This is a genomic window from Enterovirga sp. CN4-39, from assembly GCF_049446235.1.
Classification (GTDB): Bacteria; Pseudomonadota; Alphaproteobacteria; order Rhizobiales; family Beijerinckiaceae; genus Enterovirga.
Window position 1 is genome coordinate 1 of the sequence record NZ_JBMSEF010000012.1, and the last position, 25,604, is coordinate 25,604.

Here is a 25,604-nt window from a genome sequence, read left to right on the forward strand (position 1 = left end):
ACGCCCGGCCGAGCCGACATTCGACGCCCCAGCGCCCCGTGCGCCGCGCCCTGCCGATCCGCGGCTCGGTCCCGATGCGCCCGCCGCAGCCGCCCGGCCGACCGAGCCCCCGGAGCCGCGTCGCGAGGCACGGCGCCCGACGGGCTCCGAGGCCGGTGTGCCGTCCGGCGGTGTCGACGGCGTGAACCCGGACAGGAAGAGCGTGGCCAAGCCCGAGCCGAAGCCGCGGCCTGCCGTGGCCGCGAAGCCCGACGCGAGCGCCGACCCGACCGCCAAGCCCGACAAGCCGACCGAGAAGACTACGCCTGCCAAGCCGGCAGCGCGAACCTCGCCCGCCGCCCCGGCTCCAAGCACGGTTGCGAAGCCGGCGGACAAGAAGCCCGGCAAGCCCGGCCCGACGACCGCCGAAGCCGGCGAGCGCAAGGTGCGCGTCATCGAGGGCGTCACCCCGATGAACAGCGGCGGCCTGCAGAGCACGCCGGCGCCGCAGAACAACGTCGATGCCGGCCCGAAGGCCGACGGAGCGGCTCAGGCCAACTGACGCGAGGGGTGCGGGGCGAGCAGCCCCGCGATCTCGTCCATGCTGTCGAAGACGGCATCCGGCGCTTGGCCTCGCAGGGCTTCAGGCGCCGCAAAGCCCCAGGTCACGGCCCCGAAGGCCATGCCCACCCTGCGGGCCGCCTCGGCGTCCCGGACCTCGTCCCCGACATAGATCGCCTGAGCGGGCGGGATCCCGCTCAGCTTCGCCACGCGGCGGAGGTGAGCGGCCTTGCCGAAGAGCGAGGCCTCGCAGGCATAATGCCGGATATGGGCAGCCGCGGATCCGAGCGTCGCCCGGACATTGGCCTCCGAATCCGAACTCACCATCGCGAGCGCAATTCCCGCCTCCGAGAGGCGCGCCAGCATGGCTTCCGCCTGCGGGAACAGGAGGATGGGCGCCCTCGCCTTTGCGGCCCGCATATGCCGGGCGATGGCCGGGACCTTCCAGATCGGGACGCGCAGCCGCTTCAGGATCTCGCGCGAGCCGCAACGGCGCAACTCGTCCCTCTCCGCCTCATCCGGGCGCCGGAACCGGAACCGCGTGGCTGCCTCGTCGAGGGCGGAGACGAACCACGGAAAGGTGTCGGCCAGGGTGCCGTCGAGATCGAAGATGGCGAGGCGGTAGGTCACGGCAGGCGGGCGCACGAAAAAGCCCCGGAGGAGCGCTCCGGGGCCCGTTGAAGAGCGAAGTGGCCGAGGTTACGCGGCCTTCTTGGCCTCGATGGTCTGCGGGCCACGGGCGTTGATCGCGATCTGGCGGGGCTTCTTGGCCTCCGGGATCTCGCGGACCAGTTCGACATGGAGCAGGCCGTTCTCGAGAGACGCGCCCGTTACCTGGACATAGTCGGCGAGCTGGAAGCGCCGCTCGAAGGTACGCGCCGCGATCCCCTGGTAGAGGGGCTCCGTCTTCTGCTCGACGTTGGTCTTCTTCTCGCCCCGGATCGTCAGGGCGTTCTCCTTGACCTCGATGGAGAGATCATCCTGGGAGAAGCCCGCGACCGCGACCGAGATGCGATAGGCGTTCTCGCCCGTGCGCTCGATGTTGTAGGGCGGATAAGAGGGGGCCTCGCTGCCGCCGAACTGGTCGAGCATCGAGAACAGGCGGTCGAAGCCGACCGTGTTGCGGTACAGGGGTGCAAGATCGAACTGTCGCATGGCATATCCTCCTTGAAGCGACATGCATCTGGGTGGTCCGCCCGCGGGCCGAACCTTTGCGCCGCCATGCTGGCCGGCGCACGCAAGAGGTGGCGATGACAACGGCTTTGTTCAAGCCCGCCTGCGTGCAGATTTCCGCGGGGAATCCGGCGTGAACCTCGTCGAGATCCCGGACAACCCGGCCCCGAAAGGCGTCACGGTTGTCCCCGTCGCTACGAGGGACGGGGTAGTCCTGCGGGCCGCCTACTGGCTACCCGCCGAGCCGGCGCGCGGCACGATCCTTCTCCTGCACGGGCGGGCCGAGTTCATCGAGAAGTACTTCGAGGTGATCGGCGAATTGCTCGCGCGGGGCTTTGCCGTCGTCACCTTCGACTGGCGTGGCCAGGGGACCTCCGGTCGCTCGGTCGCGGATGCCCGGAAGGGCCACATCGCCCGCTTCTCGGATTTCCGCCACGACGTCGAGGCGGTCTCGCGGGAAATCGTGGAACCTCTCCTGCCGAAGCCGGTCTTCGGCCTCGCACACTCGATGGGCGGCTGCGTGGCACTCGCCGGGGCCGCGGAAGGCTGGCTGCCGGTCGAGCGGCTCGTCGCCACCACGCCGATGGTCGGGCTGAGCCTCGTCAAACACGCCCGCCTGGTGCGCGGGCTCGCCCGCTTCCTTGCCTGGCTCGGCCTCGGCGAACGCTTCGTACCCGGCGGGCGAGCGGAGTCGATCTCCACCGAGCCTTTCGAAGGCAACCGCCTTTCGAACGATCCCGACCGGTATGCGCGCAATGCGGCCGTCGCGCGTGCACTCGGCGCGGGGGCGGTCGGGTCGCCGACCATCGCCTGGCTCGTTGCCGCCTACGAGGCCATGGCAGCGCTCCAGGAGACGGGCTACCCGGCCCGGATCACGATCCCGACGCTCATCTTCGGGGCCGGGAACGATCCCGTCTGCGCGACCCCTGCCATCGAGCTCTTCGCCCGAGGACTCGGGCCCGGCTCGACCTACGTGGCGATCCCGGGCTCGCGGCACGAGATCATGATGGAGGGGGACGCGATCCGCGAGAGCTTCTGGAAGGCTTTCGACGCCTTTATCCCGGGATCCAAGGACACCGAGCGGCGGCTCACCTCCTCAACGGAGGAGTTCGAGGACGCTGTCGTGCAGCCGCTTGTCCCCGCAGGCCACGATGGAGCCGCCTTGCGAGGCAGGGCCCCCGTCCCATGACGTGACGATGCCGCCCGCACCTTCGATGATCGGGATCAGCGGCACGATATCATAGGCCTTCAGCCCCGACTCGACCACGAGGTCGAGGTGACCTGCAGCCAGCATGCAATAGGCATAGCAATCGTAGCCGTACCGCGTGAGCTTGACTGCCCGCTCCACCCGCTCGTAGCCGGGCATCGCGGCCTCGTCGAACAGGCGCGGGCTGGTGGTGGACATCACGGCGTCAGCAAGCGTGCGGCAACGCCGGGTGGCGAGCTTGCGTTCCCCGTGCGGCCCGACATAGCCGGCGCTGCCGCCATCCCCGAAGAAGCGCTCACTGATGAAGGGCTGATGCATCAGGCCATAAGCCGGCGCGCCGTGCCGCGTCAGGCCGATGAGCGTGCCCCATAGCGGCAGGCCGGCCATGAAGGCGCGCGTCCCGTCGATCGGATCGAGCACCCAGACGAACTCGGCATCGCCTCTCTCGACGCCGAACTCCTCACCCACGATTCCGTGCGTCGGGAACATGGCCTTGATCATCCGGCGCATCGCCGTCTCACCGGCACGGTCCGCTTCCGTCACGGGGTCGAACACCCCGCCACGCGACTTGTCCTCGGCCGAGAGGGCGGTCCGGAAGAATGGGAGTATGGCTTGGCCGGACTTCGCGGCCAACTCGTTCACAAATCCGGCAAAATCAACTGGCCGCATGAAGGGTCCGATGCGCTCGAGCGGGAGGAGCCCCATCATATCCCGGTCCCTCGCCGGGAGAAATTGCGCCAGGCCTCTTGCAATTTGTGCAGCGCGAGATAGATTGTGCATCGCAGCGCTTGCGCTGCTGCCCTCTTTGGGCGTTTCCTCCCTAGACTTGGGCCGCACCGTGTGTGCGGCCTTTTTTCTTTGCGCCGCCATCCGGGCCGGCAGCGCTCCCGTTCATCTGACCTCCTGTTCGAAGCTACTCGGCCGCGATGCGGCTCGGTTCGAGGTCGCCCCTCAGGGCCAGCATGATATCCGCGAACGCGTCGCTCAGATCCTCGGACAGCTTGGCGAAGCCGGAACTGGGCTCCAGCGTCCGCTCGTCCATGTAGAGCGCGCGGTTCACCTCGATCTGCAACGCATGGCGCCCGAGTGCCGGCGCGCCGTAATGCTCGGTGATGAAGCCGCCCGCATAGGGCTTGTTGCGGACGACGACGTAGCCGCGGTGCCGCAAGGCCGTATCGACGAGATCTGTCAGCAAGGGGGCGCAACTCGTCCCGTACCGATCCCCGAGGACGATATCCGCGCGGGCGAAGTCTTCCCGGCTGAGACTGGATGAAGGCATCGAGTGGCAGTCGATCAGCACCACCCGCCCGAACAGCTCGACCGTGCTGGCGAGGCGGGCCCGCAGCGCCCGGTGATACGGCTTGTAGAGAAGGTCGATCCGACGCAGCGCCTCGGCGACCGGAAGACGGCCGCGATAGATCTCGTGGCCGTCCGCAACGATCCGCGGGATGGTCCCGAGCCCGCCGGCCACCCGCATGGAGCGCGCGTTGGCATAGGGCGGCAGCCGCCCCTCGAACATGCGCGGATCGAGCTCGTAAGGCTCGCGGTTCACGTCGAGATACGCCCGCGGAAAACGGGCGCTCATGAGCGGCGCGCCGAGACGCACGACGCTTCCGAACAGCCGGTCCACGAGGGCGTCCTCGGATCTCCGAAGCGCGATCGGGCTGAGCTGCGAGGCGGCCAGGAAGGATGCCGGATAAACGTCCCCGGCATGCGGCGCGTTGAAGACGAAGGGATAGCGCTGCCGGGTCGGCTCCGCGATCAGGAAGGGCGGGGCGAACTCAGCGGATGGATCGGTTTCGCTCAAGGATGGGCCTGACGTGGGGGCGCTTCGGGCTGGACCTCGTTGGCCAATGTGGCCGGCCTGTGTCCCCGAGTCCACAAGGTGACATTCGCGTCGCCGCAGGTGCGCCTTCTCGCCTCGGGACAGGCGGTCTTCATTGCAAATTTACCATGCCGGTCGTCTAAGGACAGTGTAGAAGCCTTTCCGAGTTAAACGAGTTCGCCGGCGATGAAGATCCTGCTCGCGGAAGACGATCACGATATGCGCCGCTTCCTGGCCAAAGCGCTGGAGAATGCGGGATTCAGAGTCTCTTCGTTCGACAACGGGCAGTCGGCCTATGATCGGCTGCGCGAGGAGCCGTTCGAGTTGCTTCTCACCGATATCGTGATGCCGGAGATGGACGGAATCGAGCTGGCGCGGCGCGCGACCGAACTCGATCCCGACATCAAGGTGATGTTCATCACGGGCTTCGCGGCGGTTGCCCTGAACCCCGACAACAAGGCGCCGCGCGACGCCAAGATCCTGTCCAAACCGTTCCATCTCCGCGAACTCGTCAACGAGGTCGAGAAGATGCTGGCGGCCGCCTGACCGGTACTGCGCCGCCCCGAAGCCGATGATGGCCGGGGCTGTTGGGGCGTTGCTGCCCTGCCCTGCCCTACCGGGATGCGAGTTGGAACGCCGCCCCAGAAAATCCTTGCCCGATGATCCGGGCCGATCCGGAGATCAGCGACATCGCGGGCTTGGGCGGCTCGCCGACGCCGTATCCGAGGCTGGCGAATACGAAGATCGACATGTCGGCCGGCCGGACCGGAACAGCGTCCTGCACCGGCGGGCGAAGACCCGCGACGAGCACCGGCGGCAGCGGCGGAACCGCCCGCGCGGGAATGACCGTCACCTCGCGACCGGCAAGAGCGAGCGCTTCGGGCCGCGAAACCATCCCGAGGGAAGCCGAGCCGGCCCGGGCGAGCGCCGCATATGTCGGATGCGTGCCGCCATCGGAATAGGTGGTGCGGATCGCCGCAACTCCATCCGCGATCAGGGCCTCCGCCTTCCGGCTCTCCTCGGCCAGGCGCGCCTGGGCCAGGGCCTCACGCTCGGAGTTCCTTGAAGGGCCGAAGACATATTTGCCGCCCGCGACCGACACGGCCGGTTCCTCGCGCGTCGCCTCGAACCGGTCATAGCCCTCCTTCAGCATGCGCCAGAAGCCGATATGCGGCTCCGTGCGATGGCGGGCGATGTTCTGCGCCGTCATTCGGAAGGGATAGGCCTGGAACTGGAAAGCCGGCTGCCCACCGGCGAAAGCTTCCCGGGCCAGCGCGAAGATCTCGCTGACCTGCGTGTCCGTCATGGCGTAGCAGCCCATCGACGAGCATGTGCCGTGCACCATCAGGGCTGACCCGGTCGCGCCCCGGGCGCGGTCATAGGCGTTCGGGAAGCCCGTATCGAAGGAGAGGTAGTAGGAGGAGTTCGGATTCATCTGCCGTGGGGTCACGGAGTAGAACCCTTCAGGCGCCTGCCTGTCCCCGACCCGCATCTTGGGTCCGAGTTGGCCTGACCAGCGGCAGATCGGGAAGGTCTTGAGGTGCAGGTACCGGCCGTCGCGTCCGAGCTTCCAAACTTCGAGCTCGGATTCCTTCTTGAAGACCCGCATGAGGATGGGGGCCGAAGGGGACGTGCCCTTGGCGGCCATGAGCGCGACAGTGGCTGCCGGAATAGGCGCCAGGTGCTTGGCGGCCTGGGCGGAAGGCGCCGAGCACACGAAGGCAGTGGCCAGGATCCCTGCGTAGAGGATCCCTCGCGTTCCGTTCAGCCCCATCCAGCCAGTCGCCCCGAATCGCCTCGCGGTCAGGTTAGAACCCAAGCGTTACCCGCTTGCGAAGGCCTTTCCATTGAAATGCGGCGGGAATCAGGGCTGTGCCAAGTCGAATGGGTGTTGAGCGGAACTTGCCGCAAGACGAGATCCCCCGCCCGGCACGCGAGCGGGGGACCCCAGCACAACCGTTAGTCGATGATTTGGACCACGCGACGGGTGCCCGGATCCACCAGAACCGCGCGGTTGTTCACGACCGTGTAGCGGTACTCGGTGCCGAACTCGTCCGGGACCTCGTAATAGGTCACGCCCGAGGCCGGCAGGGTGGCGCCGACGCGAACCTCCTCACGATAGCTGTAGGAGGGACGGCCCTCGCGGACGACGTACTGGCGGAAGGCGGGACGACGATCGTCCGCGATGCCGCCGGCAATCGCGCCGACGCCGGCGCCGACGGCCGCACCGACCGGCCCACCAACGACGGCTCCGGTCACCGCACCGGTCGTCGCGCCGGCCGCCGCGCCGCTCTGGGCGTGGGCGGCAATCGGCGCCAGGACGAGCGCAGCCGCGAGCAGAGTGTGACGAATTCGCATGAAAACCTCCTATGATGCGCTGACAATCCGGAGGATTTGGAATGGTTCCCGTTCGATCTGAAGCTGAGTCGATCCTGAACGCCTGTTCATTCGACTACACTCAAGAAGGCTGAAGATATTAGTGCGCCTGGTTACTTCATGGCAGTAATCGCAATCGCGGACCGGCGATCGATCAACCCAAAGGCTGCGCGACGTTGTTGAGCCATTCGCGTGTCGGCTGGTCGAGTAGCGGCGCGAGTTCATGCCGGACGCGGGCGTGATACTCGTCCAGCCACGCGATCTCTCCTGGGGACAGAAGAGCGGTATCCACGAGCCGCCGATCGATCGGAGCCAGCGTCAGCGTCTCGAAGCCGAGCATCGGCCGCTCGCCCCCCGGCACTTCGCGCGGCTCCACCAGGATCAGGTTCTCGATACGGATGCCGTAGGCACCGGTCTTGTAGTAGCCGGGCTCGTTGGACAGGATCATTCCCGGCTCGAGTGGCGTGTGGCCTGTCTTCGCGATCCGCTGCGGCCCTTCGTGGACCGACAGGTAGGCGCCGACGCCGTGGCCGGTGCCGTGGTCGAAATCGAGCCCGACATCCCAGAGCGGGCGCCGCGCGAAGGGGTCCAGCTGGGCGCCGGACGAGCCCTTCGGGAAAAGCGCGGTCGCGACCGCGATGTGCCCCTTCAGTACGCGCGTGAACCGGTCCCGCATCTCGGCCGACGGCTCGCCGACCGCGACGGTGCGGGTGATGTCGGTCGTGCCCTCCTCGTACTGGGCGCCTGAATCGCACAGGTAGAGTTCGCCCAGCGCGAGGTTCCGGTCCGTGCTGCGGGTGACCCTGTAATGCACGATCGCGCCATTCGGCCCCGAGCCCGAGATGGTCGGGAAGGAAACATCCCGGAGGGCCCCGGATTCCGCCCGAAAGGCCTCGAGGGCCTCGGCAGCCTCGATCTCCGAGACACGGCCGCCCGGCGCCTCGCGCTCGAGCCAGTGCAGGAAGCGGGTGACAGCGGCGCCGTCGCGCAGATGCGCCGTGCGAGTGCCGGCGATCTCGGCGGGATTTTTCACCGCCTTCATCAGCGTGATCGGATCGGAGCCGTTATCCGGATTGCCGCCCGCCTCGCGAAGGCGCTCGATCAGGGCAGACGCCGCCGTGCCCTGGTCGAACCGGACCCTGGCGCCGGCGGCGCCGAGCTTCTCGAGCGAGGGGCCAAGCGCGTCCGGGGGTGCCAGATCGGCCAGCCCACCGAGCACGTCGCCCGTCTGATTGGTCAACTTTGAGGGGTCGAGGAAAAGGGTCGGCCGGCCCTCGGCCGGGATGAGGGCGTATCCGAGCGCCAGCGGCGTATACGCGACATCCCCGCCCCGCAGGTTGAAGGCCCAGGCGAAGTTGTGGGGATCGGAGACCAAGAGCGCGTCGACACGCTCCTTGTCCAGTTTCTCTCGCACCCGGGCGAGCTTCGCCGCCGCGGGCTCGCCCGCCAGCTCCAGAGAACGGATGGTGACCTGCGCCCGCGGCGCCGCGGGGCGGTCCTGCCAGACGACGTCGATCGGATTGCTGTCGACCGCCCGGAGACGCGCCCCGGCCTTGGCGACCGCCTTCGCCAGCGCCTCGATGCCCTTGGCGGTATGCAGCCAGGGATCGTAGCCCAGCACCTTTCCTTGTCCGATATTCGCCTCGATCCAGGCCTCCGCGCTCGTCTCGGCGAGCGGCACGATCTCGATCAGGCTCGTATCGACCTGAGCGGCGGCCTGCAGCGTGTAGCGGCCATCGACGACCAGGGCCGCCTTGTCGGCCAGGATCACGGCCGTCCCGGCCGAGCCAGTGAAACCTGTCAGCCAGGAAAGCCGCTCGGCATTGGCCGGCACATATTCGGATTGGTGCTCGTCCGCGCGCGGCACGATGAAGCCGTCCAGGCCCCGGCGGGCGAGCTCCGCCCGCAGCAGCGGGATCCGTTCCGTGCCCTGGGACGGATCGGCGAGGTCGTCGAAGCTCTGGAATTGCGCCATCTCACCTACCGGAGCGTCGGTGCCGCGGGGCTGCCCCGCCGCGGCGGAGGACGAGCGTCGCCCAGCCCTCGAGGACAGAGCGGGAGCGCAGGTGGATACCCTGCGCCGCATAGGCCGAGAGCACGCCCGGCACATCGCGGACGAGAAGGCCGGACAGGATCAGCGTGCCACCAGGCGCCAACACGCGCGCGATGGCAGGCGCGAGGCGGCGCAGCGGAGCTGCCAGGATGTTGGCCGTCACGAGGTCGAACCGGCCCGGCCGGTCGGCCATAGCATGCCGGACCCCCGGCGCGACGTAGAGCGAGAGGTGAGGCGAGATGCCGTTCAGGCGCGCATTCTCGCGGGCCGTCCGGATCGCCTCCGGGTCGATGTCGCCCGCCACGACGCGCGTGTGCAGCGCCTTGGCGACCGCGAAGGCGAGGATGCCCGTCCCCGTGCCGACATCCAGCATGGCGCGCGGGCGGCCGCGCTTCAGCTCCGCCGCGACCGCCAGCAGGCAGCCGCGGGTCGTGCCGTGATGCCCGGTGCCGAAGGCGAGCGCCGCCTCGATCTCGATCGCGAGGTCGTTCGGGCGGATGCCGGCGCGGTCATGCGACCCATGAACCAGGAACCGCCACGCCCGCACGGGCTTCAGGCCCTCCAGCGACGCCTTCACCCAATCCTTGCGGCCGAGCGTGTCGAAGGTCGCGTCGTCGACCGCATCGCCCACGACCGGCCGTGCGAGCTCGCGGATCACGTCCTCGTCGGGCAGGTCGGCGAAATAGGCTTCCAGCAGCCAGGTCTTCCCGTCTTCCGACTCGAAGCTCGCGACGGCCGACTCGGCCGGGTCGAAAACCTCGCCCAGAAGTTCGGTGAGCGCCTTCGCGCGGCGCTCGTCCGTGCGCAGGCGCATGAGGCGGGTCGGCTGGTGCGGGGGAAGGCCCTCGAGCATGGTCCGGCGCTTAGCACTCGGCCGCGCGAACGACCAGACGAGCGTGCCCGCCCCGCTTGCGAAATGGGGCCGGGATCACCACGTCGGTCCAATCTCGGCCGCTTTGCCGCGAATTGCGGCATAAACACGTTCCGAAATGGCGCGTTCTCGTTTAAGAGCGCAGCCTAGCGCGTCGCGGCGGACCGCAGTCAGGACAAGGTACCTTATGGCGAAAGAGGAACTGATCCAGTTCGAAGGCCTCGTGCTCGAGGCGTTGCCGGATACGCGATTCCGCGTCCAGCTGGACAGCGGACACGAGATCATTGCCTATACGGCCGGCAAGATGAAGAAGAACCGGATCAAGACGCTCGCCGGCGACCGCGTGACTGTCGAGATGTCGCCATACGACCTCGAAAAGGGCCGTCTCATCTTCCGCCACAAGGACGAGCGTGGTCCTCTTGGCCCCCGGCCTGGCCAGCGTCCCCAGTTCCGCCGCCGCTGAGCCGATAGGTCGCGCCCGGCGCGGCCTCTTCCCATCTTCTCCGCCCTGACGAGCGCGTTCATGTCCGTTCCCCGCAGGGCGGAATGATGAACGCGCCACCCGACCAGCAAACAGCACGTCCTCGGCCCGTGCGGATCGTGCCACCGCGCGATCCGCTGCCCGCTTTTCGATTGCTGCGCACGGTCGTCCGCAATCCGATCGAAGTGTGGCCGCAGGCCGTCTACGAAGAGCCGATCTATCGGCGGCGGCTGCTCAACCGCGACACCGTCTTCGTCATGGATCCGGAGCTCATCCGGACGGTGCTGGTCGACGAGGCGGCGAAATTCACCAAGTCCGACGCGATGTTGCGATCGCTCCAGCCCGCGCTCGGCGAAGGGCTGCTGACGGCCGACGGCGAACGCTGGCGGTGGCAACGCCGCGCCGCGGCGCCGATTTTCCGGCACGAGCGCCTCACGGGCTTCGTCCCGGAGATGATCGCAGCGGCGGAGCGGCGGCGGGATTCGCTGCTTGCGCGCGCCGAGGCGGGCGGCACGGTCGATATCGCGCACGAGATGATGCACACGACGTTCGACATCATCGTCGAGACGATGCTGTCTGGCCGTGCGGGCATCGATGCGGACCGGGTCGAGCGCGGCATCACGGAATACCTCGAATCCACCAGCTGGACCGTCGCGCTTGCGCTGCTGCGCGCGCCGCGCTGGGTGCCCTATCCCGGCCGGAGGCGCGCGGAGCGGGCGCGCGACTACCTGCGCCGGGAGGTGCTCCGGATCGTCGCGGAGCGCCGGGCCTCGGCAGAAAAGCGGCCGGACCTGATCGGCCTGCTGCTTGAGGCGCGCGATCCGGAGACCGGGCGCGCGATGAGCGACCAGGACCTCGCCGACAACCTCCTGACCTTCATCACGGCCGGGCACGAGACGACCGCGCTTGCGCTCACCTGGACGTTCTACCTCCTCGATCTCCATCCCGAGATCGTCGACCAGGTGCTCGCGGAGATCGCCGCGGTGACGGGCGGAAACGCCCTGCAGCCGGAGCATGTCGAGGATCTCGCCTATACGCGCCAGGTGCTCCAGGAGGCGATGCGCCTCTATCCGCCGGCCCCGATCATGGTGCGCGAAGCCCACGAGGACGTGCTGGTCGGCGATGACCGGATTGCGGCGGGAACCTCGGTCTACGTTCCAATCTATGCAATTCACCGGCATGCCCGGCTCTGGGACGATCCCGACCGCTTCGACCCCGGCCGCTTCGAGCCGGTCGCCGTGAAGACGCGCCACCGCTACGCGTACCTGCCCTTCGGCGCGGGACCGCGCATCTGCATTGGGATGAGCTTTGCGTTGCTGGAGGCCGTCGCCATCTTGGCCGTGCTGCTTCCGGCCGTTCGCTTGTACCGGACCAGCGTGAACGGCCCGGACCTGAAGCTCCGCATCACGCTGCGGCCCGGCGCCGGACTGCCGATGCACGTCGAACGCAGGCCCTGATGCCCAAGGGCCTCGCGGCCGCCCCTCAGTTCTGGGGCGCGATGTCGAAGTGGAGGACATCCTCCCGGATGCCGAGCTTCGTGTAGAGCGCGATGGCAGGATCGTCCCCGTGATCCGCCTGGACGAAGACCACCCAGGCGCCCCGCTCGGCCGCGATCCCCTTCAGATGTTCGATCAGCGCAGTCGCAATCCCCTTCCGCCGGTGCGCCGAGCTCACAGCGAGGTCGTAGAGATAGATCTCGCGCCGTGCCTGTTCGAACTTGTCGAACTCGTAGGCCACCAATCCGCCGAGTACCGTCTCACCCGCCGACGCGACGAGCACGACCACGTGCTCCTTCCCGAGCAGGCCGGCAAGGTAGGCGTCGGTGGGAGGCTTGCCGCCGTAAGTCGCTGAATCCTCAAAGGCTTCGCCGAACAAGGCGTTCAGCCGGCGCGCGACCTCGACGTCGCCGGGGCCAAGTCGCCGGACGGTCGCGGGATCCGACGACACTATCCCTGCCCGCCGACGAGTTGGAACCAGCCCTCCTCGTCCATCACCTGCAGGCCGAGTTCGGCGGCCTTCTTGAGCTTCGACCCGGCGCCCGGCCCCGCGACGACGATGTCGGTCTTCGCGGAGACCGATCCCGCGACCTTGGCGCCGAGGCGCTCCGCCATGGCCTTCGCCTCCTCGCGCGTGATGCGCTCGAGCGAGCCGGTGAACACCACCGTCTTTCCGACGACCGGGCTCGTGCTGGAGACGACCTCGAGCGGCTGGGGCGTCACCTGTGCCAGCAGGTCGTCCAGCATCTCCTCGTTATGCGCCTCGCGGAAGAAATCGACGAGCGCTTCCGCCACGACCTCGCCGACACCGCCGATCGCCGTCAGCTCGCCGAGCGCCTCCGCGTCCCCCGCCGCGGCGCGCCGTCCGTTGTCCCGGAGCGCCTCGAAGGAGCCGAAATGCCGCGCGAGCAGCCGTGCATTCGTCTCGCCGATATGGCGGATCCCGAGCGCGAAGATGAATCGGTCGAGCCCGATCGTCCGACGCGCCTCGATGGCATCGAAGAGCTTCTGGGCGCTCTGCCGTCCCCAGCCCTCGCGGTTCTCGAGCTTCGTCAGGCTGCGCCGATCGCGTTCGGCCAGGGTGAAGATGTCACCCGGACGGGTGATCATGCCGTCCCGGTAGAACTCGTCGATGCGCTGCTCTCCGAGCCCCTCGATGTCGTAGGCGTTGCGGGAGACGAAATGCTTTAGCCGCTCGACGGCCTGGGCCGGGCAGACGAGCCCGCCCGTGCAGCGGCGGACCGCGTCGAGCTTGCCCGTGCGGGGGTTCGTCTCCCGCACCGCGCTCGAGCCGCAGGCCGGACAGGTTGTCGGGAACTCGTAAGCCTTCGAGTCCGCCGGCCGCTTGTCGAGATCGACCCCGAGGACCTGCGGGATGACGTCCCCTGCCCGCTGGATCGTAACCGTATCGCCGACCCGGACGTCCTTTCGGAGGATCTCCTCCTCGTTGTGCAGCGTGGCGTTCGAGACGACGACGCCGCCCACCGTTACCGGCCTGAGCTTCGCCACGGGCGTGAGCGCGCCTGTCCGCCCGACCTGGATCTCGATCGCATCCACGATCGTCACGGCCTTCTCGGCCGAGAACTTGTGCGCCAGCGCCCAGCGCGGCTCGCGCGACACGGCGCCGAGCCGGTCCTGCAGGGCGATGTCGTCCACTTTGTAGACGACCCCGTCGATGTCATAGCCGAGCGTCGCGCGCTCGGTCTCGATCAGCCGGTACTGTTCCAGCATCTCGTCCGCGGAGCGGCAGAGCCTGGTCAGGGGATTCGTCTTGAACCCGAAGGCCGCGAGCGCCGCCACCATCCCGCTCTGCGTTCCGGAGGGCATGGAGCTCGCTTCGCCCCAGCCATAGGCGAAGAAATGCAGCGGGCGGGAGGCCGTGACCTTCGCATCGAGCTGCCGAAGGCTGCCGGCCGCGCCGTTGCGCGGATTGGCGATGGGAGCCTTGCCGGCCGCAACCTGCCGCTTGTTGATAAGCGCGAATTCGGCATGGGTGAGATAGATCTCGCCCCGCACCTCGAAGATTGCGGGCGCATCGCCCGAAAGACGGTGCGGGATGTCCTTCACCGTGCGGGCGTTCGGCGTGACGTCCTCTCCCTCCGAGCCATCCCCGCGGGTCGTCGCAGCCACGAGTTCGCCGCCCTCGTAGCGGAGGCTCAGCGATAGCCCGTCGACCTTCGGCTCGGCCGTGAAGGCGAGCGGGGCCTCGTCGGGAATGCGGAGGAAGCGGCGTACGCGGGCCACGAACTCGCCGACCTCCTCGTCCGTGTAGGCCTTGCCGAGCGATAGCATCGGCACAGCGTGACGGCGCTTGGCGAACTTCTCGGACGGGGCCGCGCCGACCGTGTGGGTCAGGCTCTCGCCGGTCGCGAGTTCCGGGAACTGGTTTTCCAGCGCTTCGTAGCGCAGCCGCAGAGCGTCGTATTCCGCATCCGTGACGGTCGGCGCATCGTCCTGGTAGTAGCGGCGATCGTGCTCCGCGATCTCCTCGCCGAGCCGGCGGTACTCGCGGGCGGCCTCACCTGCCCCGAGCTGTTCGACAGGTGTTTCGGACGCGCGACGCCTAGCCATGAGGGCGATCTAGCCGGAAAGGCCCGCGCGACCAACTCGCCGCTTCGGCGGCGCTGCAGCCGAACTCGCGGCAGCGGCCGCAGCAGCCTCGATGAGACGATGGGCGGCCGCGCGAGCCTCGTCGGTGACGGAGGCGCCGGCCAGCATGCGGGCAATCTCCTCGCGGCGATGCGTCGGGGCGAGCGCGGCGACACGCGTCGCGACCCGTTCCGTTTCGGGGACCGGCTCCTTGGCGATCAGGAAGTGGTTCGAGGCGCGTGCGGCCACCTGCGGCGCGTGCGTCACGGCCATCACCTGCACACCCTCGGCGAGCCGCGCCAGTCGCTGGCCGATGGCATCCGAGACCGCACCGCCAACGCCAGTATCGACCTCGTCGAACACGAGCGTCGGAGCAGAGCCGCGATCCGCGAGGACCACCTTGAGCGCGAGGATGAAGCGCGAGAGCTCGCCGCCGGACGCGACCTTCATCACGGGCCCGGCGCGGGTGCCCGGATTGGTCTGCGCCCAGAACTCCACCCGATCGTAGCCCGCCGGATCGCGCGAGGCTGGATCCGTCTCGACCTTGGTGATGAAGCGGGCACGCTCCAGCTTCAGGGGCGCAAGTTCACGCGCGACGGCACCGTCGAGCGAGGCTGCAGCCGAATGGCGGCGCTCCGACAGACGCTGCGCCGCCGCCGTGTAGGCGCGGTCTGCCTCGGCCAGCTGCTTGCGAAGCGCCGTCAGCTGCTCCTCGCCGGCGTCGATGGCCGCGAGATCGGCCGCGAAGCGCTCGCGCAGTCCCGGCAGCTCATCCGCCGGAACCGAGTATTTGCGCGAGGCCGCCCGCAGCTTGAACAGGCGGTCCTCCGTGCGCTCGAGCTCTCCCTGGTCGAATTCGGTCGCCCGGATCGCCTCCTCGACGGCGTCCCGCGCCTCGTCGAGCGCGAGCAGAACGGAATTGAGAGCCGCGATCGAGGGATCGAGAAGGGTGCCGAGCTGCCCGGCGCGGCGCTCGAACTTCCGCATCACGGCGGCGATCGCCGGGACGGGCGATGCATTGCCCCCCACGGTTTCGAGCGCGTCGGCGAGATCGGTCGCGATCTTCTCCGACTGCATCATCATCTGGCGGCGCTCGGTGAGGCTTTCCTCCTCGCCCGGCTGCGGATCGAGCTCCGTGAGCTCGGCATGGGCATGCGCGAGATATTCCGCCTCCCGCCGGATCGACTCGAGCTGAGCCTCCTGGGCGGCGAGATCGGCCCGGAGCTCGCGGACTCGACGGGAGCTTTCCGCGACGTCCCGCGCGTCGTGCTGCAGGCCCGCATAGGCGTCCAGGATGTCGCGATGGGTAGCAGGATCGACCATGGCCCGGTCGTCGTGCTGGCCATGGATCTCGACGAGCGCCGCCCCGATCGCACGCAGCGCCTGCACGCTGACCGGCTGGTCGTTCACGAGGGCGCGCGTGCGGCCATCCGCAAACTGGATGCGCCGCAGGATCAGGTCGCCGTCGATGTCGATATCCGCCGCCCCTGCGATCGTCCTGGCGGGATGATCCGCCGGGACGTCGAAGACCGCCGTCACCTGGCCGCGGGCCTCGCCGTGCCGCACGAGGGAGCCGTCGCCGCGCCCGCCGAGCGCGAGAGAGAAGGCATCCAGCAGGATGGATTTGCCGGCGCCCGTCTCGCCGGTGAGCACGCTGAGACCGGCCGGGAACCGGAGATCCAGCCGGTCGATCAGGACGATGTCCCGGATCAGGAGCTCCGCGAGCATGCCGGGCGGGAGCCTAAAGCGAGAGGAACGAAAAGGGAACCCGTCTCGGCCAAAGATTGGTGCGGGGCCAGTCGGGGCCCCGCCCAGGCGACGGCTACTGGCCGAGCGCCACGGTCTTCAGGCCGCGGAAGGCGCGGCTGATCCAGGACTGGCTCTCCTCGCGGGGCTCGAGGCCGCCGCTCTGCAGGAGCGCGTAGGCGTCCTTGTACCAGGGGCTGTCGGGGAAGTTGTGGCCGAGCACGGCTGCGGCGGTCTGCGCCTCCTGCGTGATGCCGAGCGCCATATAGGCCTCGGTCAGCCGCTGGAGCGCCTCTTCCACGTGCCGGGTCGTCTGGTACTGCGCGACCACGGCGCGGAAGCGATTGATCGCGGCCGGGTAGTTGCGGCGCTCCAGGTAATAGCGCCCGACCTCCATCTCGCGGCCGGCGAGCTGGTCGCGCGCGATCTGGATGCGGTTGCGGGCATCGGAGACGTATTCGGAGTTCGGGTACTTCTGGACGAGCTCGTTCAGAGCCTCCAGGGCCTTCTCCGACCGCGCCTGGTCACGCGTGACATCCGGGATCTGGTTGTAGTTCGACATCGCCAAGAGATACTGCGCATAGGCGGCATCCTTGGTGTTCGGATACTTGCTCAGATAGCTCCGGGACGCCGTGATCGCGTCCTCCCACTTCTGGGCCTCGTAGTTGCTGTAGGCCTCCATGATGAGGCCACGACGCGCCCATTCCGAATAGGGATAGTTCTTGCTGAGCTGCGCGAACTTCTTGGCCGCGCCCTCGTGGTCGCTGCTCTTCATGCGACCGAGGCCGTCGTCGTAGATCTTCTCGGCGGGCACGTCCGCCACGATCTTCATCTCGTACTTCTCGCCCTGGTCGAAGGGATTGAGCGAGGAGAGAGTATCGCAGCCGGCGAGCGTCAGGGCGCCGGCGACGACGGCGACGGCCCGGAGGGCGACGCGCGCATCACGGACCGTGACAGCGAAGTCGAGTGACATGCTCGGGAAATCCTCTGGCGTTCGTACGCAACCGCGGCACTGCTCGGCGTTTACACGAACTCGGCTGCCCGCTCCAAGCCCGCGCCTCCGAAACCCGGGAGGCGCTGCTTCCGGGCCACAGCCCGTTGCGAAAGCCTAGTGCACGTCGGGCGCGAAAGCCGGGACGGCGACGCCGCTCCCCATCTCCGCATGCCCCGCTTCGCGTCGCGTCCCACCGTCCACGATCGCGTAATTCGCCCGGTCCGAGAGGAGCTCTTTCAAGACGGCGATATTGAGGCGATGACCGCCGCAGAACGACCTGTAGGCGCCCAGGATCGGATGGCCTGCGAGGGACAGATCGCCGATGGCGTCCAGCATCTTGTGCCGAACGAACTCGTCGGCGAAGCGCAGCCCCTCGGGATTGATGATCTTGCCCTCGCCGATGGCGACGGTGTTGTCGAGCGAGGCGCCGAGGGCGAATCCCGCCTTCCAGAGCTTCTCGACGTCGCCGATGAAGCCGAAGGTCCGGGCCCGGGCGATTTCCTTGCGGTAGACGGCCGGCGTGAGGTCCACAGCCTTGCGCTGGTTTCCGATCACCGGGTTGTCGAACTTGATCTCGACATCGACCTGGAAGCCGCGCGCATGGGGGCGCAGCTCGGCCCAGCCGATGCCGAGTTCGACGCGCACCGGCCGGAGAATCTTGAGGTAGCGCCGCGGCGCCCGGCCGGGAGCGAGGCCCACTCCATCGATCGCCTCGACGAAGGCCTGGGCGCTCCCGTCGAAGATCGGGACCTCGGGGCCGTCGATCTCGACCAGCAGGTTGTCGATGCCGAGCCCGCACAGGCAGGACATCAGGTGCTCGATGGTGGCCACCGCGCCAGTCGACCGGTCACCGACGACGGTGCAGAGTTCGGTCGCCGTCACTTCGAGGCTGCGGGCGTCGATCAGACGATCCTCGCCGCCGGGAAGGCCGGTGCGGAGAAAAACGATACCGTGGTTAGCCTGAGCGGGATGGAGGTGGAGATTGACTGGTTTGCCGGAATGAACGCCGATGCCGGAAAGCGATACCGGCGCGGCGATCGTGGCTTGTTGACTTTGCTTCATTCGCTCACCTCGGGCCGAATCCGAACACTGCGCGACTGGTGCCGCCGCCGTCTGGATCTCGCCCGCTGCTGATGCCCCGTTTTGGACGCCGCCCGCCTGAATGCCGGGGCGCGCTGTCACTCAACTCTCAACGTGGCGGCACATTAGTTAGGGCGGGATTCAACGCAAATCACGCTTTCTTACGCTCTGTTACACACATCCGTAACGAAAGAGCCCCGGACCTCAGTCCGGGGCTCTTGGGGTTGGCTGGGTCTCAGCTCGACCTGCGTAGGAAGGCTGGGATCTCGAGATGGTCGTCCTCCGCCGGCCGGGGAGCCGGTGCGAGCCGGCCCTGCCGGTCGAGATTGCCCTTGGCCGGGCTATAGGCCGGGGCCGGAGCCTGGCGCCGCGGCTGTTCCACGGGCGCCTGGCGGGGCTGCTCGGCCGCGACCGGGGCCTGCGCAACCGGGACCGGAGCTGCCGGCGTGGGCTCGTCGCGCCGGCCGAAGCCGACGGTGGCGAGGCGCTGGAGGAGCGACTTCCGCTCGTTGGCGGAGGAGTCAGCCTCGCCGCGGGCCGCGCGGAGCTGCTTCTGCGCCGGGACGGGGAGGTCCTCCACGCGGGGCATGCGGCTCGGCCGCATCGCACGCTCGGGCGCCGGCGGCACGAAGGCGCCCGGGGCCTCGAGCTCGGCCACCTCCGGATGCGCCGGCGCGGGCTCCTCATAGGCCTCGAAGCTCGCACCCTTCGGCTGCGCCGGCGTGAGCACGACATCGTCGTGCATGACCGGTGCGGGGGCGGGCTCAGGCGCCTTCCGGGCGATCTCCGCGGCGCGGGCGACGGCCGGGGCCGTCTCGGCGGCGGGAGCCGCCTGCGCCGGGGCGCTCTGGCTGGCGCGGGCGCGGGCCTCGGCCCGGAGGCGCTCGGCGACTTCCGCGATCCGCTGCTCGGTCGCCGAAATCGGGGCTTCGGCGATCGCTGGCTGGTCGATGCCCGTCGCCACGACCGACACCCGGATCGAGCCCTCGAGGCTTTCGTCGAAGGTCGCGCCCAGGATGATGTTCGCGTCCGGGTCGACCTCCTCGCGAATCCGCGTGGCGGCCTCGTCGAGCTCGTACAAGGTCATGTCGCGCCCGCCCGTGATCGAGATCAGCAGGCCGCGCGCGCCCTTCATGGACACGTCGTCCAGGAGCGGGTTGGCGATGGCGGCCTCGGCGGCGCGGTTCGCGCGCTTCTCGCCCGACGCCTCGCCGGTCCCCATCATGGCCTTACCCATCGAGCGCATGATCGCGCGCACGTCGGCGAAGTCGAGGTTGATGAGGCCTTCCTTGACCATGAGGTCGGTGATGCAGGCGACACCCGAATAGAGGACCTGGTCCGCCATCGCGAAAGCGTCAGCGAAGGTGGTCTTCTCGTTCGCAACCCGGAACAGGTTCTGGTTCGGGATCACGATCAGGGTGTCGACGCATTGCTGCAGCTCGTTCACGCCGGCCTCGGCGAGACGCATGCGGCGGTGACCCTCGAACTGGAACGGCTTCGTGACGACGCCGACCGTCAGGATGCCCATGTCGCGAGCCGCCCGGGCGATGACGGGAGCCGCGCCGGTCCCCGTGCCGCCGCCCATGCCGGCCGTGATGAAGGCCATGTGCGCGCCGGAGAGCTGATCGCGGATCTCGTCCAGCACCTCCTCGGCGGCCGCGCGGCCGACTTCCGGCTGCGAGCCGGCGCCGAGGCCCTGCGTGACGCCGACGCCCATCTGGATGATGCGCTCGCACCGGGACGAGGTCAGGGCCTGGGCGTCGGTATTGGCGCAGACGAACTCGCAGCCCATCAGGCCGGAATCGATCATGTTGTTGACGGCGTTGCCGCCGGCACCGCCGACACCGAACACCGTAATCCGTGGCCTGAGTTCCCGGATATCCGGGGCTTGCAGATTGATCATGTCCTCGCCCTCTTCTGGCCTCTCTGGCCCCGTTGGTGCGCCGTGGCTGGAACCGCCGGCAGCGTGTCAGAAACTGTCCCGGATCCACCGCCCCAGGCGGGGCAGGTAGCCGTCGCCCGGTGGGCCGGCGAGAAAGCCGGTCCGCCGGGGCTCGAAATGCTCGACATGTGCGACCTGCGGGTAGACGAGCAGTCCCACCGCGGCCGAAAAGGCCGGCCCCCGCGCCGCCTCGGGCAATCCTTTGATGCCCAGGGGCCGCCCGATACGAACCTGTCCCTGCAGGATGCGCCGGGCGACTTCCGGAAGCCCGACGAGCTGGCTGGCGCCACCCGTCAGGACGACGCGTCGCCCGGCCTGCGCCGCGAACCCGGCATTCTTGAGTCGATCCCGCATGAGCTCGAGGATCTCCTCGATCCGCGGGCGAATGATGCGCACGAGCTGCGCCTTCGGGATGTGATGGGCGACCTCGCGCTCGTCGTCGTCCTCGACCTGCGGCACGGCCACCATGTCCCGCTCGTCCGAGGGCGAGGAGATCGCGGCGCCGTAGAGCGCCTTGAGGCGCTCGGCCGCCGATACACGGGTGGTCAGGCCGCGGGCGATGTCCATGGTGACATGGTGCCCGCCCACTGCGACCGCATCCGTATGGACCAGATGCCCGCTGGTGAAGATCGCCGCCGATGTCGTGCCGGCCCCCATGTCGATCACGGCGCAACCCATATCGGCCTCGTCGTCGACGAGCGCGGACAGCGCGGACGCGTAGGGGGTGGCCACGACGGCCTCGACGCCGAGATGGCTGCGCTCCACGGCCAGCATCAGGTTGCGCGAGGCCGCCGCCTCGGCAGTCACGACATGCAGGTCGACGCCGAGATTCTCGCCGATCATGCCGGCGGGGTCGACGACGTTGCGCTGGCTGTCGAGGGAGAAGCCGGTCGGGAGGGCGTGCAGCACCGCCCTGCCCGGGCGAAGCGTATGGGCGCTCGCGGTCTCCAGGACGCGGTGGACGTCGGCTGCGCTCACCATGCCGGCGCGCACCGGCACGTTCGCCTCGAAATGGTGCGAGGCGAGCCGGCCACCCGTCAGGTTCACGATGACGGATTGGATCTCGACCTTCGCCATCCGCTCGGCCGCATGGATCGCCTGCCGGATGGAGGTCTCGGCCGCTTCGAGGTCGACGACTGCGCCGCCCTTCAGCCCGAGCGAGCGCTGGTGGCCGATCCCGATCACGCGGGCAAGGTGCGTTCGGCCGCGCAAGGCTTCGCCGTTCGTCACCGGCCGGAGTTCGGCGACGAGGCAAACGATCTTGCTGGTGCCGATGTCGAGGACCGAGAGGGTCGCGCTCTTACGCGTCGAAAGCGGCTTGAGGCGCGGCGTCAGTCCGTGGTCGCGCAGGCTCAAATCTCGGCTCCCTTAACGCCACGCTGGGGCCGCTTCTTGTTGGCTTCGGCACGGGCGGCAGCTGCCTCCTCGGTGAGCCTGGCGACCAGCCGCCCCGGCACCCGGAGATCGAACGCCAGCACGTCCTTGTCCAGGATCCGCTCCTCGCGCTCGAGGCGCGCAAGCTGCGCGAGAGCCGCCGGGGCGCCCTCTTCCGGCAGCTTCACGTCGAGGCCGTTATCCATCTTCAGATCCCAGCGCCGCCCGGAGACGAGCATGCCGGCCCGGATCCTGGGCCTGAGGGAGCCGGCGGCATCGAGCAGCCCGACATAGGACGCGACGCGCTTGTTCGCCTGGTCGCCCACGACAAGCGGGAGCGAGGCGAAGCGCGCGTCGTTCATGCGGTCGATCACCATGCCGTCGGCCGAGACGACGAAGAGTTCGCCCTTGTACTGCCACAGCGCATAGGCCTCGCGCTCGACCAGGGTGATCGCGAGTTCGTTCGGATAGAGCTTGCGAACCACCGCGCTTTTCACGAGCGGCGTCCGCTCCAGCCGTTCCCGAATCTCCGCAGCGGACAGAAAGGGCAGCGAGAGAAGCGGGTTGATCCCGCCGATCCGCAGGACCTCGCGCTCGGTGAGCTGCGACAGGCCGGAGATGGTGATCTTCTCCAGCCCGAAGCCGGACAGGCGGGCGGCGATGTCGCGCGGCTCCCCGAGTTGCTGGCGCAGCACGTCGTATTGCCCGCTCGCGACGAGGCCATAGGAGCCGGTCGCACCGAAGAAGAGGAGGACGAGGACCGTGCCCGTCAGCCGCGGGATGCGGCGGGCGAGCGGCACCGTCACGAAGGGCCGGCGCCGGCGGCGGAACGGAAGACGCGGGAGAAGCGAGGCGAAGCGCGAGCGACGGCGCAATCCGGGATCGTGACCCGGACGTCCGGCCGCGAGGCCGGGGAACCCGGCCGTCAGCGGCTCAAGGACGCGTCCTCCACCATCCATTGCACAAGCTCACCGAACGAGAGACCCGCATGGGCCGCCATCTCGGGCACCAAGGACGTTGCCGTCATTCCCGGCTGGGTATTGACCTCGAGCACCACGAGCGCGCCGGTCCCGCCCGGCGTGTCGTCGTATCGAAGGTCGGCGCGGCTTACGCCGCGGCAGCCGAGTGCTTGATGCGCCGTTAAGGCCAACTCTTGAACCTGTTGGTAAATATTCGGTGAAAGTTCAGCCGGCAGGACGTGGATGGACCCCCCTTCGGCATACTTCGCATCGTAATCGTAGAAGAGGCCCGTAGCCGGCCGTATGTCGATCACGCCGAGCGCCCGATCGCCCATCACACCGCAGGTAAGTTCCCGTCCTGCAACGAATTTTTCGACCAGGACCTCCTCCCCGAAGGTCCAGTCCTCGCGGCCGAGCTCCTGCGGCGGATGCGACCGATCCTCGCGCACGATGATGACGCCGACCGAGGATCCCTCGTTAACGGGTTTCACAACGTAGGGTGGAGGAAGGACGTGCTCCGCGGCCGCGTCGCGACGCTTCACGACCACCCCTTCCGGCACCGGCACGCCGGCCGCCGCCATCACGGCCTTCGCCTTCTGCTTGTCCATCGCCAGGGCAGAGGCGAGCACGCCGGAATGCGTGTAGGGGATCTGGAGAAGTTCCAGCAGGCCCTGGATCGTGCCGTCCTCGCCGTAGCGGCCGTGGAGGGCGTTGAACACGACCTCCGGCCGCACGGCCTGAAGGACCCGCGCGATATCCGGCTGAACATCGATCGGTGTGACGCGGTAGCCACGCTCCTCGAGGGCGGCGACGCAGCCCTTGCCCGTGTTGAGCGACACTTCGCGCTCGGCCGACCAGCCCCCCATCAGGACGGCGACGTGCTTCTGGCTCATGGAGATTCTCTGTCGCTTGGTTGGGCCGGGATGAAGGATCTGACACGGCGGACGACCCGGCCGTGCAGGGCGGATGAAACTCTTCCGGCTTTTCGGAGGATACGGGCAGGCTCGATGCAGGCGATCTTCGTCGTGCGGACCATGCAGGGGCGTTTCAGGCCCGCTGCCGGCAGATCCTCGACGGAGAGATCAAACCGCTCGACCCCACGCTGAGCGCTGGTGATCATCAGCACCCAGACAAGGCCCGTTTCCGCAAGCTCGCGGCCAGTGATCACGAGTGCCGGCCTCCGCTTCTCCGCCAGCCTGTCCGTAAACGGGAACGGCACCACGACGACGTCGCCCGGCTCGTAACGGTGGACGTCAGAGGTCGGCAAAGGCTTCGTCGTCCTCTGGGCTGCTCCATTCCGTGAAGGTGGCGAACGGGTCTTCCTGAAGCTCCGGACCCGCCTTCTCAATGCGCACGACGTCGTCTTCGATGATGTAGCGGAGACGGTCACCGGCGGCGATCCCGAGGCGCTCGCGCACCATGGCAGGGAGCACCGTCTGGCTCTTCACCGAAACCTTCGAAAAGGCGACTGCTCGCGACGCTCGGCCCATGGCGACATCTTACCGCCTTACCGACTTACGTCTACGTTACCGACGCGCTTGATCTCCCATTCGAGCTCCACGCCCGAGGTCTCGCGCACGCGGCGGCGGACCTCCTCGCCCAGGGCCTCGATATCGGTCGCGGTGGCCTTGCCGTGATTGATCAGGAAGTTGCAGTGCAGTTCGGACACCTGGGCATCGCCGATGCGGAGCCCGCGGCAGCCGGCCTGGTCCACGAGTTCCCAAGCCTTCCGGCCAGGCGGGTTCTTGAAGGTCGATCCGCCCGTACGTGTGTTCACCGGCTGTGTGGCGGAGCGCGCATCCGTGATGGCGCTCATGGCGGCGAGGATCGCTTCCGGCTCGCCCGGGAGGCCCTCGAAAAGCGCCTCGGTGAAGATGTAGTCGGCGGGCGCGCCGCAATGGCGATAGCTGAACGCCATCTCGGCCTTCGAGACCAGATGCGCCCTGCCCTGACGGTCGAGCGCACGCGCCTCGACGAGGACGTCCGCGGTCTCGCCGCCATAGGCGCCGCCATTCATGCGCAGCGCACCCCCGATCGCGCCCGGAATGCCACGCAGGAAGGTGAGCCCGTCGATGCCGGCCTCTGCGGCCGCGCGGGCGACCTTCACGTCCGGCGCACCAGCGCCGGCGCGGATGCGATTGCCGGCTTCCACCGTCACCTCCGCGAAGGCCTTGCCGAGGCGGATAGCGACGCCGCGGACCCCGCCGTCGCGGATCAGGAGGTTCGAGCCGAGCCCGACGACGAGGACCGGGATCTCGGCCGGGCAGCCCGCCAGGAACAGGGCAAGGTCCGCCTCGTCCGCCGGCGTGAACAGCACCTCGGCCGGACCGCCGGTGCGAAACCAGGAGAGCGGCGCAGTCGGGGCCTCGGCCTGCAACGTCCCGCGCAGGCCGGGGATGGCGCGCGTGAGCTCGCTTGCGAGGGCAACCGCCTCGATAGCAGTTGCTACCTCGCTCTGAAGGGACGCGCTCACGCCTCGACGTACTCCGCCCGACTCGTAGGGGCCGGCACCGGGATGCCGTCCTCCCTCAGGCCCGCGATGTGAAACTGGATGGCGTCGCGGATTTCGCGCTCGACCTCCTCCACCGTGCTCCCGGTCGCAACGCAGCCGGGGAGGTCGGGCACATAGGCCGAGTAGTTGCGCCCTGCCTGCTCGATCACCACTGCATAGCGGGTCATCGCGTCCCGTCCTTCTCCAGCCCGGCTTGCTTGAGGATGCTCGCCAGGGTGCCGGGCGCGAGATCGTCCGACAACTTCCCCGGGATGGTCACCCGTCCTGCCTTCATCGGGTGCTTATATTGGCGATGGCTGCCGCGCGTCGCCACAAGCTGCCATCCGTCCTGCTCGATGATCCGGATCGCCTCGCGCACTCTGGTGGGCAAGGCGTCCTCCCTTCCC

26 protein-coding genes and 1 pseudogene are annotated in these 25,604 nt (G+C 68.5%); 5 read left to right on the forward strand and 22 right to left on the reverse strand.

All coding sequences use genetic code 11. The annotated features are described in order from the left end of the window. Positions 1-541, forward strand: a pseudogene (locus tag ACO2SS_RS18625) (hypothetical protein); the annotation flags it as partial. Here the strand turns inward: ACO2SS_RS18625 and ACO2SS_RS18630 are convergent. After that, complete coding sequence (locus ACO2SS_RS18630) at positions 529-1,185, reverse strand: HAD hydrolase-like protein (RefSeq protein ID WP_423279273.1); 657 nt, start codon at positions 1,183-1,185, stop codon at positions 529-531. The pseudogene ACO2SS_RS18625 and the gene ACO2SS_RS18630 overlap by 13 nt on opposite strands. Positions 1,186-1,239: 54 nt before the next feature. Next, entirely contained in the window at positions 1,240-1,695 is a 456-nt protein-coding gene (locus tag ACO2SS_RS18635) for an Hsp20 family protein (RefSeq protein ID WP_423279274.1), read from the reverse strand. Between the two features lie 151 nt (positions 1,696-1,846). Between ACO2SS_RS18635 and ACO2SS_RS18640 the strand changes: the two genes are divergently transcribed. Then, positions 1,847-2,902 carry an alpha/beta hydrolase gene (locus tag ACO2SS_RS18640; RefSeq protein ID WP_423279275.1) on the forward strand — a complete coding sequence of 352 codons (1,056 nt, stop codon included), beginning with the start codon at positions 1,847-1,849 and terminating at the stop codon, positions 2,900-2,902. Here ACO2SS_RS18640 and hisN read toward each other — a convergent pair. Together hisN and ACO2SS_RS18650 are read right to left on the reverse strand one after the other, a co-directional pair. Then, positions 2,810-3,589, reverse strand: coding sequence for a histidinol-phosphatase (hisN, locus tag ACO2SS_RS18645; protein ID WP_423279417.1), 780 nt, complete (start codon positions 3,587-3,589; stop codon positions 2,810-2,812). The two genes, ACO2SS_RS18640 and hisN, sit on opposite strands and share 93 nt — an antisense overlap. A 244-nt stretch (positions 3,590-3,833) precedes the next feature. Continuing rightward, entirely contained in the window at positions 3,834-4,727 is an 894-nt protein-coding gene (locus ACO2SS_RS18650) for an N-formylglutamate amidohydrolase (protein WP_423279276.1), read from the reverse strand. A gap of 204 nt (positions 4,728-4,931) precedes the next feature. Between ACO2SS_RS18650 and cpdR the strand changes: the two genes are divergently transcribed. Next, positions 4,932-5,291, forward strand: coding sequence for a cell cycle two-component system response regulator CpdR (gene cpdR / locus ACO2SS_RS18655; protein WP_423279277.1), 360 nt, complete (start codon positions 4,932-4,934; stop codon positions 5,289-5,291). 67 nt (positions 5,292-5,358) lie between these two features. Here the strand turns inward: cpdR and ACO2SS_RS18660 are convergent, their stop codons facing one another. From ACO2SS_RS18660 to ACO2SS_RS18675, 4 genes are all read right to left on the reverse strand, one after another. Further along, positions 5,359-6,519, reverse strand: coding sequence for a hypothetical protein (locus ACO2SS_RS18660; protein ID WP_423279278.1), 1,161 nt, complete (start codon positions 6,517-6,519; stop codon positions 5,359-5,361). 185 nt (positions 6,520-6,704) lie between these two features. Continuing rightward, positions 6,705-7,103 (reverse strand): DUF1236 domain-containing protein, encoded by a 399-nt coding sequence (locus ACO2SS_RS18665; protein ID WP_423279279.1) that lies wholly within the window; start codon positions 7,101-7,103, stop codon positions 6,705-6,707. Positions 7,104-7,275: 172 nt separating this feature from the next. Further along, a complete protein-coding gene (locus tag ACO2SS_RS18670; protein ID WP_423279280.1) occupies positions 7,276-9,096 on the reverse strand; it encodes an aminopeptidase P family protein in 1,821 nt (606 codons plus the stop codon). 1 nt (position 9,097) lies between these two features. Further along, positions 9,098-10,027, reverse strand: coding sequence for a 50S ribosomal protein L11 methyltransferase (locus ACO2SS_RS18675; RefSeq protein WP_423279281.1), 930 nt, complete (start codon positions 10,025-10,027; stop codon positions 9,098-9,100). Between the two features lie 205 nt (positions 10,028-10,232). On the opposite strand from ACO2SS_RS18675, the gene infA reads away from it, so the two are divergent. Then, complete coding sequence (gene infA, locus ACO2SS_RS18680) at positions 10,233-10,508, forward strand: translation initiation factor IF-1 (protein ID WP_423279282.1); 276 nt, start codon at positions 10,233-10,235, stop codon at positions 10,506-10,508. Between the two features lie 86 nt (positions 10,509-10,594). Beyond that, positions 10,595-11,983, forward strand: a complete 1,389-nt coding sequence (locus ACO2SS_RS18685; protein ID WP_423279418.1) for a cytochrome P450 — start codon at positions 10,595-10,597, stop codon at positions 11,981-11,983. A gap of 25 nt (positions 11,984-12,008) precedes the next feature. Here ACO2SS_RS18685 and ACO2SS_RS18690 read toward each other — a convergent pair whose 3' ends face one another. From ACO2SS_RS18690 to ACO2SS_RS18755, 14 genes are all read right to left on the reverse strand, one after another. After that, entirely contained in the window at positions 12,009-12,473 is a 465-nt protein-coding gene (locus tag ACO2SS_RS18690) for an AAC(3)-I family aminoglycoside N-acetyltransferase (protein WP_423279283.1), read from the reverse strand. Further along, entirely contained in the window at positions 12,473-14,593 is a 2,121-nt protein-coding gene (ligA, locus tag ACO2SS_RS18695) for an NAD-dependent DNA ligase LigA (RefSeq protein ID WP_423279284.1), read from the reverse strand. The genes ACO2SS_RS18690 and ligA overlap by 1 nt, the downstream gene beginning before the upstream one ends. Positions 14,594-14,602: 9 nt before the next feature. Beyond that, on the reverse strand, positions 14,603-16,339 hold the full coding sequence (recN, locus tag ACO2SS_RS18700; protein ID WP_423279285.1) for a DNA repair protein RecN: 1,737 nt from the start codon (positions 16,337-16,339) through the stop codon (positions 14,603-14,605). Positions 16,340-16,433: 94 nt separating this feature from the next. Next, a complete protein-coding gene (locus ACO2SS_RS18705; protein WP_423279286.1) occupies positions 16,434-17,330 on the reverse strand; it encodes an outer membrane protein assembly factor BamD in 897 nt (298 codons plus the stop codon). A gap of 135 nt (positions 17,331-17,465) precedes the next feature. Next, positions 17,466-18,413, reverse strand: coding sequence for a UDP-3-O-acyl-N-acetylglucosamine deacetylase (gene lpxC / locus ACO2SS_RS18710; RefSeq protein WP_423279287.1), 948 nt, complete (start codon positions 18,411-18,413; stop codon positions 17,466-17,468). Between the two features lie 253 nt (positions 18,414-18,666). After that, positions 18,667-20,334, reverse strand: coding sequence for a cell division protein FtsZ (gene ftsZ, locus ACO2SS_RS18715; protein WP_423279288.1), 1,668 nt, complete (start codon positions 20,332-20,334; stop codon positions 18,667-18,669). A 66-nt stretch (positions 20,335-20,400) separates the two neighbouring features. Beyond that, entirely contained in the window at positions 20,401-21,729 is a 1,329-nt protein-coding gene (gene ftsA, locus ACO2SS_RS18720; protein ID WP_423279289.1) for a cell division protein FtsA, read from the reverse strand. Next, positions 21,726-22,706 carry a cell division protein FtsQ/DivIB gene (locus ACO2SS_RS18725; protein WP_423279290.1) on the reverse strand — a complete coding sequence of 327 codons (981 nt, stop codon included), beginning with the start codon at positions 22,704-22,706 and terminating at the stop codon, positions 21,726-21,728. Before ACO2SS_RS18725 ends, ftsA begins: the two co-directional genes overlap by 4 nt. After that, complete coding sequence (locus tag ACO2SS_RS18730) at positions 22,673-23,599, reverse strand: D-alanine--D-alanine ligase (protein ID WP_423279291.1); 927 nt, start codon at positions 23,597-23,599, stop codon at positions 22,673-22,675. Before ACO2SS_RS18730 ends, ACO2SS_RS18725 begins: the two co-directional genes overlap by 34 nt. Beyond that, positions 23,596-23,973: a type II toxin-antitoxin system PemK/MazF family toxin gene (locus tag ACO2SS_RS18735; protein ID WP_423279292.1), complete on the reverse strand. Its 378-nt coding sequence runs from the start codon at positions 23,971-23,973 to the stop codon at positions 23,596-23,598. Before ACO2SS_RS18735 ends, ACO2SS_RS18730 begins: the two co-directional genes overlap by 4 nt. Next, positions 23,960-24,196 carry an AbrB/MazE/SpoVT family DNA-binding domain-containing protein gene (locus ACO2SS_RS18740; protein WP_423279293.1) on the reverse strand — a complete coding sequence of 79 codons (237 nt, stop codon included), beginning with the start codon at positions 24,194-24,196 and terminating at the stop codon, positions 23,960-23,962. Before ACO2SS_RS18740 ends, ACO2SS_RS18735 begins: the two co-directional genes overlap by 14 nt. A gap of 17 nt (positions 24,197-24,213) precedes the next feature. Continuing rightward, the gene (gene murB, locus ACO2SS_RS18745) at positions 24,214-25,143 is read right to left on the reverse strand and encodes a UDP-N-acetylmuramate dehydrogenase (RefSeq protein ID WP_423279419.1); all 930 of its coding nucleotides are present in this window, start codon (positions 25,141-25,143) and stop codon (positions 24,214-24,216) included. Positions 25,144-25,175: 32 nt separating this feature from the next. Then, positions 25,176-25,385 (reverse strand): type II toxin-antitoxin system HicB family antitoxin, encoded by a 210-nt coding sequence (locus tag ACO2SS_RS18750; protein WP_423279294.1) that lies wholly within the window; start codon positions 25,383-25,385, stop codon positions 25,176-25,178. Then, a complete protein-coding gene (locus tag ACO2SS_RS18755) occupies positions 25,382-25,588 on the reverse strand; it encodes a type II toxin-antitoxin system HicA family toxin (RefSeq protein WP_423279295.1) in 207 nt (68 codons plus the stop codon). Before ACO2SS_RS18755 ends, ACO2SS_RS18750 begins: the two co-directional genes overlap by 4 nt. Between the last annotated feature and the right edge of the window lie 16 nt (positions 25,589-25,604).